Origin of the sequence: uncultured Pseudosulfitobacter sp., from assembly GCF_963976325.1 — a bacterium.
Lineage (GTDB): Bacteria > Pseudomonadota > Alphaproteobacteria > Rhodobacterales > Rhodobacteraceae > Pseudosulfitobacter.
In genome coordinates this window covers 660859-676897 of the sequence record NZ_CAXBJW010000002.1, presented here as the reverse complement: position 1 = coordinate 676897, position 16039 = coordinate 660859, and the positions used below count along the sequence as shown (strand labels likewise).

9 protein-coding genes are annotated in these 16039 nt (G+C 64.3%); 4 read left to right on the top strand and 5 right to left on the bottom strand.

The window, feature by feature from the left end:
* Positions 1–25 precede the first annotated feature (25 nt).
* Together pbpC and AAC077_RS10485 are read right to left on the bottom strand one after the other, a co-directional pair.
* Positions 26–2035: a penicillin-binding protein 1C gene (gene pbpC, locus AAC077_RS10490; protein ID WP_339769245.1), complete on the bottom strand. Its 2010-nt coding sequence runs from the start codon at positions 2033–2035 to the stop codon at positions 26–28.
* On the bottom strand, positions 2032–7446 hold the full coding sequence (locus tag AAC077_RS10485) for an alpha-2-macroglobulin family protein (RefSeq protein ID WP_339769243.1): 5415 nt from the start codon (positions 7444–7446) through the stop codon (positions 2032–2034). The genes pbpC and AAC077_RS10485 overlap by 4 nt, the downstream gene beginning before the upstream one ends.
* 258 nt (positions 7447–7704) lie before the next feature.
* Here AAC077_RS10485 and AAC077_RS10480 point away from each other — a divergent pair, with 258 nt between their 5' ends.
* Positions 7705–9906, top strand: a complete 2202-nt coding sequence (locus tag AAC077_RS10480; RefSeq protein WP_339769241.1) for a response regulator — start codon at positions 7705–7707, stop codon at positions 9904–9906.
* Here the strand turns inward: AAC077_RS10480 and yaaA are convergent.
* Positions 9891–10664, bottom strand: a complete 774-nt coding sequence (yaaA, locus tag AAC077_RS10475) for a peroxide stress protein YaaA (RefSeq protein WP_339769239.1) — start codon at positions 10662–10664, stop codon at positions 9891–9893. The two genes, AAC077_RS10480 and yaaA, sit on opposite strands and share 16 nt — an antisense overlap.
* 147 nt (positions 10665–10811) lie before the next feature.
* Between yaaA and AAC077_RS10470 the strand changes: the two genes are divergently transcribed.
* Positions 10812–11420 carry a glutathione S-transferase family protein gene (locus AAC077_RS10470; protein ID WP_339769238.1) on the top strand — a complete coding sequence of 203 codons (609 nt, stop codon included), beginning with the start codon at positions 10812–10814 and terminating at the stop codon, positions 11418–11420.
* On the opposite strand, the gene recQ is transcribed toward AAC077_RS10470, so the two are convergent.
* Together recQ and AAC077_RS10460 are read right to left on the bottom strand one after the other, a co-directional pair.
* The gene (recQ, locus tag AAC077_RS10465; protein WP_339769236.1) at positions 11417–13459 is read right to left on the bottom strand and encodes a DNA helicase RecQ; all 2043 of its coding nucleotides are present in this window, start codon (positions 13457–13459) and stop codon (positions 11417–11419) included. The genes AAC077_RS10470 and recQ overlap by 4 nt on opposite strands.
* 141 nt (positions 13460–13600) lie before the next feature.
* Entirely contained in the window at positions 13601–13891 is a 291-nt protein-coding gene (locus AAC077_RS10460; protein WP_339769234.1) for a YggT family protein, read from the bottom strand.
* Between the two features lie 125 nt (positions 13892–14016).
* On the opposite strand from AAC077_RS10460, the gene AAC077_RS10455 reads away from it, so the two are divergent.
* Together AAC077_RS10455 and AAC077_RS10450 are read left to right on the top strand one after the other, a co-directional pair.
* Complete coding sequence (locus AAC077_RS10455) at positions 14017–14574, top strand: acyl-CoA thioesterase (RefSeq protein ID WP_339769232.1); 558 nt, start codon at positions 14017–14019, stop codon at positions 14572–14574.
* A 66-nt stretch (positions 14575–14640) separates the two neighbouring features.
* Complete coding sequence (locus AAC077_RS10450; RefSeq protein WP_339769230.1) at positions 14641–16011, top strand: MFS transporter; 1371 nt, start codon at positions 14641–14643, stop codon at positions 16009–16011.
* Positions 16012–16039: the final 28 nt, after the last annotated feature.

Sequence of the window (16039 nt, the reverse complement as noted above, 5' to 3'; positions counted from 1 at the left end):
GGCCGCAGGCCAAGGGGCAGCGCCCCTAATTTGCCACCTCAACCTCGACCGTGGCCGACTGCCCCGCCGCATCCACCACCGAAATCCGGTTGAACCCCGCCCCGTCCAGCCCCAGCGCCACCTCGCGCTGTTGCAGCCCTGCGACCACGGGCGCGCCGTTCAGCAACACCGTCAGCGGCAACTGCCCGCCGCGCATCTTAACCGTCAGCCCGTCGCCCCCCGCCAGCACCGCGCCGCTGGGGGGAAAGGCCACGGTCAGCGTGTCGGCAGAACGCACCGCGCCAAAGCGCGCGTCGAACCGTTGCAGCGGCTGCGGCAGCCGCGCGGTGGGCACGATCAGCGTTTCGGGCGGGGGTGGTGGCAGCGGGTCGCGGGCCGATTTCAGGCGACCGAAGGCTTCGAACAGCACAGGTGCCGCCAGCCCGCCGCCAAAGGCACCCGGCACCGGCGTGCCGTCCGGTCGCCCCATCCACACACCGATCACGTGCCGTCCGTCATAGCCGATGGCCCATGCGTCACGGTGCCCGTAGGATGTGCCGGTTTTATAGGCCAGCCCGGTCACCCCCGCGCCCGCAGGCGGCGGGATGTCCGACAGGATGTCGCCCACCTGCCATGCCGCCGCACGCCCGACGAGGCGGGCCAAGGGCGCTTGCGGCGCTTCGGCCTCAAGATGCAATCGCGGCCCAACGCCGCCTTCAGCCAGTGCTGCGTATAGTTGCACCAGATCGCCCAGCGTCAGCCCGACACCGCCCAGCGCCACCGCCAGACCCGGCTGGCCCTGCACCACCGGCGTTGCCCCGCTGCGGCGCAGGGCCGCCATCAGCCGCGCGGGGCCAAGGGCTTCGGTCAGCGCCACGGGCGGAATGTTCAGCGACAGTTGCAAGGCGTGCCGCGCGGTGATGTCACCGCGAAACATACCATCAAAGTTCTGTGGCGCGTAGGTGCCAAAGGCGGTCGGGCGGTCGGGCATGATGGTTTCGGGATGCGCCAGCCCGCGATCAAAGGCCAGCGCATAGATCAAAGGTTTCAGCGTCGATCCGGGCGAGCGCAGGGCGCGTGTCATGTCGACAAACCCCTGTGCCCCGTCGCCATCCGCATAATCCGCCGACCCGACCGAGGCGAGTATCTCTCCGGTCTGATGATCTGCCACCAATATCGCCGTCGACACGCCACGCGGCTGATTGCGCACCGCGCGGGCGGCCAGCGTCTCAAGCGCGCTTTGCAGGCGCGCGTTCAGGGTCGTGTCATGGCGCAGCGTCAGCGGGTCGGTGGCAATCAGGTGATCCCCCACATGCGGGGCAAGGCGCGGCATATCGGACATGCGCCGCGGCACCGGCGCGTGGGTGGCGGGCAGCTCCAGACGCGCCAGAACGCGGTCGCGGGCGGCAAGGGCCGCTGCCGGATTGCGGTCAGGGCGGCGACCCTCGGGCGCTTGGGGCAAGGCGATCATCAGCGCCGATTCCGCCGGGGTCAGCCGTTTCGGCGGCTTGGCGAACCATGCGCGGGTGCCCGACTGAATCCCCTCGACCGCGCCGCCATAAGGCGCGTGTTGCAGGTACAGCGTCAGGATCTGGTCCTTGTCCAGCCGCCGCTCCAGCGCCCAGGCCACGCGCATCTGCCGCAGCTTGCCCGCCCAGCGTCCGGTGCCGGAATTCTCCAGCAACCGCGCCACCTGCATCGTTAGGGTCGAGCCACCGGACACCACATCGCCGTTCCACGCCGCCTGCCCCACAGCCCGCACCAGCGCCATCAGGTCAACGCCGTTGTGGCGGGCAAAGCGTTTGTCCTCGTAGGCGATCAGCATCTGCACGAATGTCGGATCGACATCCGCCAACGCAACCGCCAGCCGCTGCCGCCCGTCCTCGACCGGATAGGCACGCAGCAGCGTACTGTCGCGCGCCCGCACTTCCACGGATGTTTCGGCCAACACCGGCGGCAGCACCGTGGCCGCAACCCAATCGTCCCACGCATCGCGCAGGCCCGCCGTCAGGGCCAGCGCAACCGCCAGCGCAATCAGGCTGCGCCCGCCGGTCATGGCGTGACGGTCACGCGGCCCGTTTCCGTCACGGCGCGGTATTCAGGCCGATACATATCCTGCACCAGCGCCGCCGGATGGTGATAATCGCCCGGGCTGATCGCCCGCACCACATAGGCCAACTGAAACGCATCGTCGCCACGGTGATCCACCGCCGCCACAAAGCGTTCGGCGCGGAACTGGGCGGTTTCCGTATCGGCCAGCTTCAGCCAATCCAGCGCGCCAATGTCACCCGACCGCAACAGGTTGGGGTTGTCGATCTCAAGCCCCGCAGGCAACGCATCATCCACGATCAGCCGCGCGCCGACCTCCTCGAAGGGCTGAATGGTCAGCACCACAACCCGCCGTTCACCTGCGGCAAAGGGGCCATCCGCCGGTTCGCCCTGCAACGTGTAATACGCGCGGGTGATCGCATAGCCATAGCCACCCGCATCCGGCGCCACCAGCGGCACGCCGTAGGTGGTCAGCGTCACGTCCGTCGGCGCACCCGACACGTTGCGGATGCTGTGCGCGGTGCCGCCGGTTTCCAGCGTCTGGATCACCGGACCGCTGGCGGGCTGGTCGTCCACCGTCAGGCCGGGATTGGCCGTATCTTCGTTCAACGCCTGCGCCGCCATCAGCACCTGCGCCGCCTCTTGCGTGGACAGGCTGCGGCTGGTGTTGCCGATGCGCGCGGCCACGGCGGCACGGTCGATGGCGTTGCTGCCCGACAGGGCCGCCAGCTTCAGCACACCGGCGGCATCACGCAAGGGCGTGCCAAAGTCCGACCGCCAGCCGGTCGTTTCCCGCGCGCTTTGGTCCATCTGCGCGCTGGCCTTGGCGAACAACTGATCGGCACGCAGCTGGTCGCCGTACATCGCCAGCGCCGCACCCAGTTGGGCGGTGGCCAGCGGCGTGCCGAAATCATTGCCCTTGGTGTCTGCATAATACCGCAGATCACCCATCGCAGCCGCCCCGTTGCGCGCCAGAACCAGCAGCGCATAGGCAATGTCTTCGCCGCCATTGTCAAAGTCGGGGGCATAGTTCACGCGGTTCTTCAGGTTGTCGATGGCCAGATCATAAGCCAGATCCGGCACAGCAAACCCCTTGACCCGCGCTTGCGTCAGGAAATCGGTCACGTAGACGTCCAGCCAGAATTCACCCGACTGCGCACGCCACAGACCAAAGGCACCGTTGCTGTCCTGCCGCGCCAAAACGCGGGCCACGGCATCGTCGATGCGTTTGGGCAGATCGGTAATGCCTGCAGCAGGGGCAAAGTCGCTGAGGTACAACAGCGGCAGCGCCGCCGAGGTGACCTGCTCCGTGCAGCCATAGGGATAACGGTCCAGCTGCGTCAGCAGCCCCGGCACGTCAAACCGCGCCAGCGGACCCGCCGCCAGCGTCGCCCGCGCCGAGGCCGGTTGCAGACCCGCCAGCACGTTGTCGTCAAAGGTAAACACCTCGCCCGCGCCAAGGCTGAACCGCCGCGTCGTCGCGGTCTCAGGATCGGTCACCCGAACCCCCAGCGCCAGCGTTTTGGTCAGCACTTTGCCTTCCGGCGTCGTCAGGGTGACGGTCACGTCGTAGTCACCCGCTTGCGACGCGGTCAGTGGCACGGTGATGCGCTGGGTGGCGCCCTCGGCCAGATCGAACGACGCAGGGGCCGTGCCCAGTTGCAATCCGTCCGACGCCAGCGCCAGTTGCACGGTGCCGGCCGGGCCGTCTGCGTGGACCACGTCCAGCAACAACCGGCTGGTGTCACCGGGTGCCAGGAACTTGGGCAAGGCGGCTGTGACCACCACGGGATCGCGGGCCAGCACGTCGGTTTGCGCCTGCCCCACCGACGACGCGGACCATGCCACCGCCATCAGCTTGATCGTGCCGTTGAACGCGGGACGCGGGATGGTGACGGTTGCGGTGCCATCTGCACCCACGGTCACGGGGCCGCTGAACCACGACATCAGTTCCTCTGTCGGGGGTGGCGATTGCAACCCGTCCAGTCCGGCAGCATCGCCGCCCGAACGGACAACGCCCAGCGCGCCGTTCATGCCGTCGATCAAACGGCCGTAGACATCGCGCATTTCCACACCCAGACGGCGCTGGCCAAAGTAATGGTCCGAGGGGTCAGGGGCCTGATAATTCGTCAGGTTCAAGATGCCCACATCAACCGCCGCCAGCGTGACAAAGGCGGTTTCGCCTGCGGTAATGCCCTCAACCTGCACCGTTGCGTCAAAGCTGCCTTTTTGCCCGTCCACCGCCTCGGGTGCACTGACGCTGACCACCAGCTGCCGCGCCGCGGGGTTCACGGCGGCATGGGCCACGCCCAGCGCGCGCGCCGGGTTCTGTCCCGCCTGCACGTCCATCGGGCGGATGACCGACGCGGTGACATAAGCCCCTGTGCCCCACTGTGCGCCCACGGTCAGCGGCACGATGTTTTCGCCTGCCGTCACCTCGACCACGCGGCGTTCGATCACGCGGTTCGACGCCACGGTGATCAACGCCGTGCCGTCATAGCGCGGGACCAGACGCAATTGCGCGGTATCGCCCACGTCAAAGCTGTCGGCGTTCAGCGACAGGTCCAGACGGTCGGGCGTATCGGTGCCTTCGCCCGCGCCGTACCAGCCTGCGTAGAAGTTGACCGACGACGCGACATAGGGCGCGCCGGTGGTTTCCACCACCAGTTCATATTCGCCCCATTCGGTCGCGGCCTGCACCTGCACCGGGTCCTGGCCCAGCGTCGCGGTGCCCGAGGCCACGCGGATGCGGCGGGTGGTCGGTTCCCAGTTCCAGTTGCCGTACATCTGATACCACTGATACCGCGTCTCGACACGGTTCACGGTCCATTTCACCGGCAGCGTGCCTTCGGTCGCAATCAGGTCAAAGCGGGCCGATGACATCTCGGGCAGCACGTCGTCAAAGGCGGGGTTGATCCCGATCATCACGCCCTCGGGCGCGATGGGGGCGGTGATGTCACGCTCGACCGGACGGCCCGATCCTTCGGACACGCGCACGGTCACGCGGGCTTGCAACAACTGCCCCTCGGGGTCCACGTCGGGCAGGTCCAGCGGCAGGGTCGCTTGGCCCTGCGCATCGGTGCGGGCGGGGTCCAGATAGCGGGTGCGTGCCGAAAAACGGGTGTCGTAGCGGCCAAAGCTGTAGCCCGGCCAGTCGTCCAGACCGTCACGGCGCATCACACGCACGTCGCCTTCAATGGCCAGATTGGCCCCCGCCGCGCCAAACAAATACCGTGCGTCGATCTTCAGCGGCGGCGTGTCTGTCAGACGCAGCGGGGCGTCGGGCAAGGACAGGTCAAAGTCGATGCGCTCGGGCAGGAAATCCTCGACCAGAACGGTCTGGGTGGCCAATGGCGCGGCCTCCAGATCGGATTTCAGGTCCAAACGCCACGCGCCGCGCGGCACGTCCATGCCCAGCGGCAGGTTGAACACATGGCCGCCTGCCTTTGGGTCGGAGGACAGGGTGCGGCTGTATTCCACGCCATCAGGGCGCGTCAGGATTGCGGTCAGGGGCAGGCCTTGGATCGCATCCGCCGTGCCGTCGCGGGTCAGCGCGGTGACGTTGATCACATCGCCCACGCGATAGGCGCCACGGTCGGTCGCCATGAACGTGTCGATGGGCGGCGCGGGCCGGCGGCCCTCGACCCCGCGGTCGGACAGGTCGAACGCCGGATCGGTCAGCGGCAGGAACGCCATATCCTGAGGGTTCTCATCATTGCCGATCTGCGCGACCAGCAGCGCAGGGGCGGATGCGCCGGTGCCACGCACCAGACCGGCATCAAAGGTGGCAAAGCCGTCAGCGCCCGAAGTCACCTGACCCAGCACCACGTTGGCCCGCGACACCAGCGTCAGGGTCACGCCCGACTGCGCCTGTGCCGTGCCCAGCGAACGGGTTGAAACGGTCAGCCCGTCGATGCCCTGCCACGTGGACAGACCCAGATCGGTCAGCACGAACCACTGGCTGGCCGTCGCCGCATCGTAATCCTCGACGTCCGGCTGGCTGGCGGTCAGGACATAGATGCCCGTCGGCTGCCCTGCCAGCGCCTCGCCCAGCGGCAGGCGGGTGGTGGTGTCGACGTTCAGATCGTTCTTGACCTCGGCGGTGCCGGTCCAGACCTCTTGCGCGATTTCATCCGCGAACTGGCGGTCTTCGTAATAGGACATCGGCGCGCCGAAATAGCTTTCCTGAATGGCACGCAGCAGGTTGCGGTCGGACACGCGGCGCAGGGCCAGATCGACCTTTGGCATGTTCACGGTTTCAATCGGCAGGGCCGCATCGGCACTGCGCGGCAGCACATAGGCGCGGCCCGGAAAACGTACAAGAGGCGCGCGATCTCGTACATATAAGTTCAGCGTGACATCACGGGCCAGCGTTTCACCGCTGGCGGCGGGCAGGCCGGTGCGGAACGTCACCTCGTAGCGTGCGCCATGCTCAACCCCGTCCAGACACAGCTGTCGGTCTTCGGCCTGCACCACCAGCCCGTCGGTGGCGACCCGCACGAAGGGTTCGTAGTCAACACCCGACGCGGCCAGATCTTCGGAGAATTCGGCGCAGATGCGCGGGTTGGCGGCATCGTTGTCCACGCGGTGTTCGACCACGCGAAAGCCGTATTTGCCAATCGCGTCCTCAAGATCCTTGTCGATGTCATCACGCGGCTGGATGTCATAGGCCAGACGCAGCGCCGGAATCATGTCGCGGCCACGGTCCAGGGCTTCCAATGCTTCGGCCATGCCTTGCAGCGCGGCGGCTTTGGCCCCTGCGCCGTCGGCACGCAAGTAGGCGTTGATCGTGGCAGGCAGCGCCTCGCGGCGGGACTGGTGGCGAAAATCCGACGGGTCCGAGCTGTTCAGGCGCAAGCCGTGATAGGCCCAGTTTTCCCACAGATCACCCCGGTCGGTCAAAGCAAGCGCGGCGCCCATCCAGCGCATCCCGGTGACACGGTTGTTCTGGCCAAACGCCTTCGTCGCGGCATCCAGAAGCTGTTCGGCCGAGCGGCCATTGACGGCAAAGCGGATGGAAAATTCATCGGCCAGCTTGCGCGCGGCCTGAAGATCGCCGGGATCGAGAAATTCCAGATCAGCGACACGCTCGGCCTGTTGCGCCAGAACGCGCGGGTCTGTTGCAACCCGTTCAGCCGAAAACGCGCCTTCATAGGGTTTGCGGTCTGTCAGCGCGGATTTGGGGAAACAGGCGTTGGACCGGCTGTTGAACGTGAAGCCCACGCAGGCATCATCGGCATCACAGGCCCTGGTGCAGGCCGATTGCGTGGTGTCGAACAGCGGCGTCAGGTCCGCGCCGTAAAAGTCCACGTCGCGCGAATAGACGTACCGGTGATCGGGAATGATGTCTTGGGCAAGGGCGGCCGAACTCCAGGACAGAATAGAAATTACCAATGCGATCAGAATGCGCGGCGTCATAATAGTCTCCAGTTCAATAGGTCTGAACCGTGCCACGCAGCCGCCCCGCTTGGCAACGATTCCTGACCAAGGCGCGTGGCTGGAAATCGCGCATCCTGTTCACATTTTGATGAACGCCCGCGCGCAGGACACGCCAGGCGATTCCCGGAAGTCTGCCCTTGAATCACTATGGATGGATCAAAATTTAAGGCGCCCTTTACCCTGATGCGCGAAACCTGTTGGCAAAAGAGTTACTTTGCGGATCAACACGGGGGCGTCATGTCGCTGGCCAACAAACTGGCGGAAGAACGGCGTGGACGGCTGGCGGCCGAACGTCTGCTTGAGCTTAAGCAATCCGAACTGGCCGCAGCGCGCCGCAAACTGGACCGCCACGCGCAGGAGTTAAGCGCCGAAATCAACGAAACCCGCGCCGAGGTGGCCACGGTGCGCGACGAAAACCTGCGCGTCAAATCCGACCTTAGCGTCGCCCACCACAAGGTCGAAGTGGCCGAACGACGGCTGTGGCATTCGATTGAAACGGTGACCGACGGGTTTGCCTTTTTCGACGACACCAACCAGATGCTGGCGGCCAACCGCGCCTATCTTGCGATCTTCGACGGTATGGAAATGATCCGGCCGGGGGTGAATTACATAACCATCCTGCAAGTGCTGACCGACGAGGGCATCGTGAACACCGGCGACATGCCCCACGGCGAATGGCGCGCGATGATGACGGATCGCTGGATGGCGCCCTATCCTGAACCCACCACGATCCGGCTGTGGAACGACCAATACGTCAAGCTGATCGACCGGCGCGGTCCGGGGGGCGACATCGTCTCGCTGGGGCTGAACATCACCTCGACCGTTGTTTACGAGGCACGGCTGAAAGAGGCCCGCGCGGTGGCTGAAACGGCCAACCGCGCAAAATCGGCCTTTCTGGCGAACATGAGCCACGAAATTCGCACCCCCATGAACGGCGTTGTCGGCATGGCGGAACTGCTGACCGACACCGGCCTGAACGAAGAACAGCGCCTGTATGTCGACACCATCCGCAATTCTGGCGAGGCGCTGTTGACCATCATCAACGACGTTCTGGACTATTCCAAGATCGAGGCGGAAAAGCTGACCCTGTACCCCGAACCCTTTGACCTTGAGCGGTGCATTCACGAGGTCATCATGCTGTTGCAGCACGCCGCGCGGGAAAAAGACGTCAAGCTGCTGCTGGATTACGACCTGTTCATGCCCACGCGTTTTGTCGGTGATCCAGGGCGCATCCGGCAGGTGCTGACCAATCTGATCGGCAATGCGGTGAAGTTTACCTCGGTTGGCCATGTTCTGGTGCGGGTCACGGGCGTGCCCGCCGATCAGGGGCGCATCAGTCAGGTGAACATCGCCATCGAGGACACGGGCATTGGCATTCCCGCGGACAAGGTCGACCACATCTTTGGCGAATTCAATCAGGTCGAAAACGCCCGCAACCGCCAGTTCGACGGCACCGGGCTGGGGCTGGCGATTTCCAAGCGGCTGGTCGCGCTGATGGAGGGCAAGGTCTGGGTGACCAGCGAAGAGGACAAGGGATCGTGCTTCGGCTTTGAATTGCAACTGGAAACTGCGGAACAGGAAATGCCGCGCCACCCCGCCATTCCCAAGGGCGTGCGCCGCGTGATGGTGGTGGATGATGTGGCCGCCGACCGGCTGATCGTGGAACGTCAGATGGAAATGCTGGGGCTCAGCGTGGTGTCGTGCAAGGACGGTCCGACCGCGTTGGCGCAACTGGACGATACCATTGATCTGGTTCTGACCGATCACAACATGCCCGAGATGGACGGGCTTGAGCTGGCCGAGGCGATCCGCGACGCAGGCCATCAAACGCCGGTGATCCTGCTAAGCACCAACATCGGCTATGCCGACCGCGATCCGGGCCGCAAGCATTTGCACGCCTTGCTGCAAAAGCCGGTGCCGCGGCGCGATCTGTTCGCAATGCTGGAATCACTTGGCCCCATGACACCGCCCGCCGACGTCATCCACCCGCTGTCCCCTGCGGCGCCCGCGTTGCGCCCCATGCGGGTGATGGCCGCCGAGGACAACAAGACCAACCAGTTGGTGTTGCGCAAGATGCTGGCGCATATGGACATCGACCTGCAATTCGCCGGCAACGGAGAAGAGGCCGTAAGCCTTTATCAAAGCTTTGAGCCCGACCTGATTTTCATGGACATTTCGATGCCCAAACTGGACGGCAAGGACGCCACCCGCGCCATCCGCGCGCTTGAGGGGAACAAGGACACGCCAGTGCCCATCGTGGCCCTGACCGCCCACGCGATGGACGGCGAAGAGGCCGCGATCATGGCCGCAGGGTTGAACCACTATCTGACAAAACCGCTAAGCAAGGACGCACTGGAAAAGCAGGTGCTGGCCGCCTGGTCCGACGGGTTACAGCCGCCCGTACCGCACAAGGCGATGCCGCTTCAGGTTTCGGGATAGGGTCGGACAAACACCGGCGCATCGGGTTTTGACAGGTCAGGCTGGTAGACATAGCCGCCGCTGTCGAATTCGGTCAGTGCGGCGGGGTCCTTCAGCCGGTTTTGCACCACGAACCGCGCCATCGCGCCGCGTGCTTTCTTGGCAAAGAAGCTGACGATTTTCGGCCCCTGCCCTTTGTCCTCCATGAACTGCGGCGTGATCACCCGCAGTTTCAGCGCCTTTTGGTCCACGGCACCAAAATATTCCTGACTGGCGCAGTTCACTAGAACATCGCTGTCCACGGCTTCCGCCTGTGCATTCAACGCCTTGGACAGACCATCGCCCCAATAGTCGTACAGGTTTTTGCCCCGCCGCGTTTTCAAACGGCTGCCCATTTCCAGCCGGTAGGGCTGAATCGCGTCGCGCGGGCGCAACAGGCCGTACAGCCCCGACAGGATGCGCAGATGGTCCTGCGCCCAGTCCATTTCGTCGGCGTCCAGCGATGCGGCATCCAGCCCCTGATAGGTGTCGCCGGCAAAGGCCAGCGCTGCGGGGCGCACGGCTTCGGCTTCGGGGTCGGCGGCAAATTCCTGAAACCGGTCGCGGTTCAGACGCGCCAGATCGTCCGACAGGTGCATCAGCGCCTTGAGATCGCCCAGCGTCAGATTGCGTGCGGTTTTGGCCAGCCGCACCGCATCGTCCTGCATCGCGGGTGCGGTGACATCCATGTCGCGCGCGGCCCAGTCCAGCCGTTTGGCAGGCGAAATCACAACCAGCATCTGTTGTCTCCTTTGGTTTGTACCTGACCTAATGCGCTGACGCGCGAAGGTCCAGCCAGCGAGAGCAGCACCCGACATCCTGCCAGAAACTGACAGCACTGTGGGCTACTCCTTAGGCACAGAAACCCAAGCCAAAGGAACCAACCCATGCTTACGCTGTATCACGGCCCCAACACCCGCTCGTCCCGTATCGTGCAATTGCTGATCGAAATGGATGTCTTGGACAAGGTCGACATTCGCGTTGTCGGTCTGGTCCGTCGGGGCAACATCGGCGCGCCCGACCCTGCGAACCCACATACCGAAGGCAAGGTGCCGTTGCTGGACCATGACGGCACCCTGATCCGCGAAAGCAACGCAATCATCCTGTATCTGACCGATCATTTCAGCAGTGATATGGGCGTGCCGATCGGTGACAGCCGTCGCGGCGCATATCTCAGCTGGCTGGCCTATTACGGCAATGTGGTCGAGCCGGTGATGATCGGGCTGGCGGCAGGCGTGGCCCATCCCGCGTTCCACAGCACGTTTCGCGGCCCGAAAGAGCTGTATGCCCATCTGGACCAGACGCTGGCGCAACAGCCCTATTTGCTGGGCGACAGCTATACCGCTGCCGATCTGCTGATGGCCTCGCCGTTCCAGTTCATGCCGGATTTCATTCCCGACATGGCCAACATCAAGGCCTGGATCGAACGCTGCGGCACCCGCCCGTCGGTAAAAGAGATGAAAGAGCGTGATGCCGCGATGCTCGAGGCCGCCTAGGCCGCGGCCAGCACTGCCAGAAACGCCGCGCCAAACCTTTCGGCGCGGCGTTCGCCCAAGAGCCGCTCCAGCGCCGCTGCATCCGCGCTGCGCATCTGCGCCACTTTCGCCAGTTGCGAGGCCGAACAGCTTAGCGGTTTGTCGGTGCCTTCGGTGCCACGCGCCAGTTGCGCCTGCGCATCCATCAACTGGTCATAGACCGTCCCCGCGGCCCGCCCCGCCAGCTTGCGCCGCGTCGGGTGCACGTCGTCGGCGGCACCGTTGATCACTTGCAAGAACGTGTCACCATAGCGTTCCAGCTTCTTGGCGCCGACACCGCTGATCCCCGCCATCGCGTCCAGATTGGCGGGGCGGTTTTCGGCCATTTCGATCAGGGTGCGGTCGGTAAAGATGACATAGGCCGGCACCCGCGCCGCCTCGGCCAGCGCGCGGCGCTGCGCCTTGAGCGCGCTGAGCAGCGGCGCGTCTTCTTCCGACAGCATTTCCTTGACCGCAGGACGGCGGTTCGTGCCCGCGCTGCGGATACTGTCGCGGCGCAGGTTGATCGTGGCCTCGTCCCGCAGGATCGGCAGGGCCGCATCGGTCATCCGCAAAGCCCCGTGGCGCGCGGGATCGGGGCGGATCAGGTCGTGGCCCATCATCTGCCGGAACACCGCCTGCCACTGGCGTTTGTCGTATTCCTTGCCCACGCCATAGGTCGGCAGGCTGTCGTGCCCGCGCTGCGCGATCTTGTCGGTGCGGTTACCCAGCAGGATGTCGATCAGATGGCCTGCGCCAAACCATTCGTCAGTGCGCAGCATTGCCGACAGCGCCTTGCGCACCGCCGTGGTGCCGTCAAACACCTCGGCCGGTTTGTCGCACAGGTCGCAGGTGCCGCAGGTCACTTCGGTTTCGCCAAAATACCCCAGCAGCGTCTTGCGGCGACACTCCAGCGCCTCGGCCAGACCCAACAACGCGTTCAGCCGCCCGTGGTCGGCGGCGCGGCGTTCGGGCGGGGCCAACCCCTCGTCAATTTGCGAACGGCGCAGTTTGATGTCATCGGGTCCGAACAGGGTCAGGGTTTCGGCAGGGGCACCGTCACGGCCCGCGCGGCCGATTTCCTGATAATAGGCCTCGATGCTTTTGGGCAGGTCGGCGTGGGCGACCCAGCGGATGTCGGGCTTGTCGATGCCCATGCCAAAGGCGACAGTGGCGACAACGATCAACCCGTCCTCTTGCTGGAACCGGCGTTCGGCGATGCGGCGGTCTTCGGCGTCCATACCGCCGTGATAATGGATCGCGCCATGGCCTGCGTCGCGCAGCGCCTGCGCCAGCGTTTCGGTCTTGGCCCGCGTGCCGCAATAGACGATGCCCGACTGTCCCTTGCGCGCGGCGGCAAAGTTCAGGATCTGCGCGCGCGGCCCGTCCTTGGCGGCAAAGGCCAGATGGATGTTGGGCCGGTCAAAGCCGCGCAAAAAGGCGCGCGGCGGTTCCCCGTCGAACAGTTTCTGCACGATCTCGGCTTGGGTTTCGATGTCGGCGGTCGCTGTAAACGCTGCCAGCGGCACGTTCAGGGTGCGGCGCAATTCGCCGATGCGCAGGTAGTCGGGGCGGAAATCATGGCCCCACTGGCTGACGCAATGCGCCTCGTCCACGGCGATCATCGACACGCCGATGCGGCGCAACATGCCCATGGCCGACCCCGCGGCCAGCCGTTCGGGCGCCATATACAGCAGCTTCAGCTCGCCGCGCTCCAGCGCCTCCCAGACGGCATCCGTCTCTTCCGGAGTGTTGCCCGAGGTCAGCGCACCCGCGGACACCCCCGCCTCTTGCAGCGCGCGCACCTGGTCGCGCATCAGCGCGATCAACGGCGAGATCACCACAGTAACCCCGTCGCGCATCAGCGCAGGCAGTTGGAAACACAGGGATTTACCGCCACCCGTGGGCATGATGGCCAACACGTTTTCACCGTTCGCCACGGCGTGCACGATCTCTTCCTGCCCGGGGCGGAAAGCGTCAAAGCCGAATACATCGGACAATAGCGTGGCAGCGCCTGTCATTGGAAAACCTTGATGTGATTTATCTGCTCTTTTGATGCAGAATCACACACTAAGATTCCATGAACAAGGTCTGCCGCTTCTCTGGTTCAAAAAAATCCCGGGGGCGGCGCGCAGCGCCGGGGGCAGCGCCCCCGAACCCGCCTAGTAATAGAACGCAGCGGCGTTGTTCATCAGCACGATCCGCAACACGGCCACGCCCACCAGCAGCACCAGCGGCGCCAGATCCAGACCGCCCATCGGGGGCAGGATTTGACGGATGCGGCTGTAGACCGGTTCCAGCAGGCGGTTCAGCCCGTACCAGATTTGCGCCACGATCGGCTGGCGCAGGTTCAGCACCTGGAAGTTGATCAGCCAGCTCATGACGACGTGGGCGATGACAAAAAACCACACGATATTCAGCAGCAGCATCAGGATTTGGAACAGCGATTGCATCGGTCACACCTCTTTGGTTGCACTCCAACTAGTCATGCGCTGCCAAAAGGGCAAGTCTGCCGCGAGGTGATGGTTGACACTGCGGGCGCACCGGGGCGAACAGGGCGCAAAAAGGAGCCAAGCCGATGTTCCCCTTTGTCCGTCTGATCAAGGACATGCTGATTGCCCGCCGGTTGCCGCCGCTGGACCATTTCGGCGACGTGCACATCAGCCATCACATCTGCTGGCCGTGGGACATTGATATGTTCGGCGAGCTGAACAACGGCCGCACGCTGACCTTATATGATCTGGGGCGTCTGGCGATGGCACAGCGGGGCGGATTGGTTGCGGTGTTGTTCAAGCAAAAGTGGGCGCTGACCATGGCCGGGGCATCCGTGCGCTACCGCCGCCGGATCACCATGTTCGAACGGTTCACGATGAAATCGCGGCTGGTGTGCTGGGACGACCGGTTCATGTATCTGGAACAGTCGATGTGGAAGGCCAACGGCGAATGCGCCAGCCATGTGCTGTACCGCTCGGCGCTGTTGGAGAATGGCCGCGCCATCAACCCCGCGCGTGCCGCCGAAGCCTTGGGACAAAGCGCCGTCAGCCCGCCTGTTCCCGACTGGATTGCCGCCTGGATCGACGCCGAGGCGACCCGCCCATGGCCGCCGATGCAGGACCAGATTGCACCGCCTGCATAAACCTTCACTTGCCTATGTCCGCCGGCCCTGTTTCTAATCGCGGCAACAACAGGGCTGGGGACGGAAATGGCTGACGTATCACTGAAAAAGCGGATCTGGGGCTGGTATTTCTTTGATTGGGCCAGCCAGCCGTACAACACGCTGTTGCTGACGTTTATCTTTGGCCCCTACTTTGCCCAGACCGCTGCCGCGCAGTTGATGGCGGGGGGCATGGCCGAAGACATCGCCAAGGCACAAGCGCAGGCGTTGTGGGGCTACGGGTTGGCCGCGGCGGGCATCACAATCGCCATTCTGGCCCCCATTCTGGGCGGCATAGCCGACAGCACTGGCCGCCGGATGCCGTGGATATGGCTGTTCTCGGCCATGTATTTCATTGGTGCTTATGCGCTGTGGTGGACTGCGCCACAGGACTTTTCCGTGATCTGGGCGCTGTTCTTCTTTGGCATTGGTCTGATCGGGATGGAATTCGCCACGATCTTTACCAACAGCTATCTGCCCTCGCTCGGCCCCAAAGACGAATTGGGCAAGATTTCAGGGTCTGGCTGGGGGTTTGGCTATGCGGGCGGCGTGTTATCGTTGCTGCTGATGCTGGCGTTGTTTCAGGCCGGCGCGTCAGGCCGCACAATGGCCGGGCTGGACCCGCTGTTCGGACTGGACCCCGCGACCAAGGCCGACACCCGCTTTGTCGGCCCGTTCAGCGCGATCTGGTTCGCCGTGTTCATGATCCCGTTCTTTCTGTGGGTCAAAGAGACACCTTCAGACGCGCCGCGCCTGCGCTATAAATTCGGCAACGGCATGAGAGAGCTGAAACAGACCTTGGTGAACCTGCCGGGCAACCCCAGTCTGCTGGCCTATCTGGGATCGTCCATGTTCTACCGCGACGCGCTGAACGGGATGTACACCTTTGGCGGCATCTATGCGCTGGGTGTGCTGAACTGGAGCATCACCGAAGTGGGCATTTTCGGCATCATCGCCGCAGCCAGTGGCGCGCTGTTCTGCTGGCTGGGCGGTTTTGCCGACCGCGCAATGGGGCCGAAGCCGCTGATTATCCTGTGCTGTCTGATCCTGATGGGCACCGCCATCCTGATCGTGTCGCTGTCGCCCACGTCAGCCTTTGGCATCCGGCTTGCCGAAGGGTCCAACCTGCCCGACATCCTGTTTTATGTCGCCGGTATGCTGATCGGGGCCGCGGGCGGGGTGTTGCAAAGCGCCAGCCGCAACATGCTGACCCGTCAGGGCAATTCCGAACGGATGACCGAAGCCTTTGGCTTGTATGCACTGTCGGGCAAGGCCACGACGTTTCTGGCCCCTGCTCTGATCGCCGTTGCCTCGCAGATAAGCGGAAGCCAGCGCTTTGGTGTGACACCGTTGATCGGGCTCTTTGCAATCGGGCTGATCATGTTAGTCTGGGTGAAACCGGATGGAGAGCCAGAGTAATGTATTTGCGTCGTTTTTGTATTGCCGC

Coding starts and splice junctions, on each gene's coding strand:
- yaaA (WP_339769239.1), bottom strand. CDS start 10,664: ATGCTGGTTGTGATTTCGCCTGCCAAACGGCTGGACTGGGCCGCGCGC.
- AAC077_RS10485 (WP_339769243.1), bottom strand. CDS start 7,446: ATGACGCCGCGCATTCTGATCGCATTGGTAATTTCTATTCTGTCCTGG.
- AAC077_RS10480 (WP_339769241.1), top strand. CDS start 7,705: ATGTCGCTGGCCAACAAACTGGCGGAAGAACGGCGTGGACGGCTGGCG.
- AAC077_RS10455 (WP_339769232.1), top strand. CDS start 14,017: ATGTTCCCCTTTGTCCGTCTGATCAAGGACATGCTGATTGCCCGCCGG.
- AAC077_RS10450 (WP_339769230.1), top strand. CDS start 14,641: ATGGCTGACGTATCACTGAAAAAGCGGATCTGGGGCTGGTATTTCTTT.
- AAC077_RS10470 (WP_339769238.1), top strand. CDS start 10,812: ATGCTTACGCTGTATCACGGCCCCAACACCCGCTCGTCCCGTATCGTG.
- recQ (WP_339769236.1), bottom strand. CDS start 13,459: ATGACAGGCGCTGCCACGCTATTGTCCGATGTATTCGGCTTTGACGCT.
- pbpC (WP_339769245.1), bottom strand. CDS start 2,035: ATGACCGGCGGGCGCAGCCTGATTGCGCTGGCGGTTGCGCTGGCCCTG.
- AAC077_RS10460 (WP_339769234.1), bottom strand. CDS start 13,891: ATGCAATCGCTGTTCCAAATCCTGATGCTGCTGCTGAATATCGTGTGG.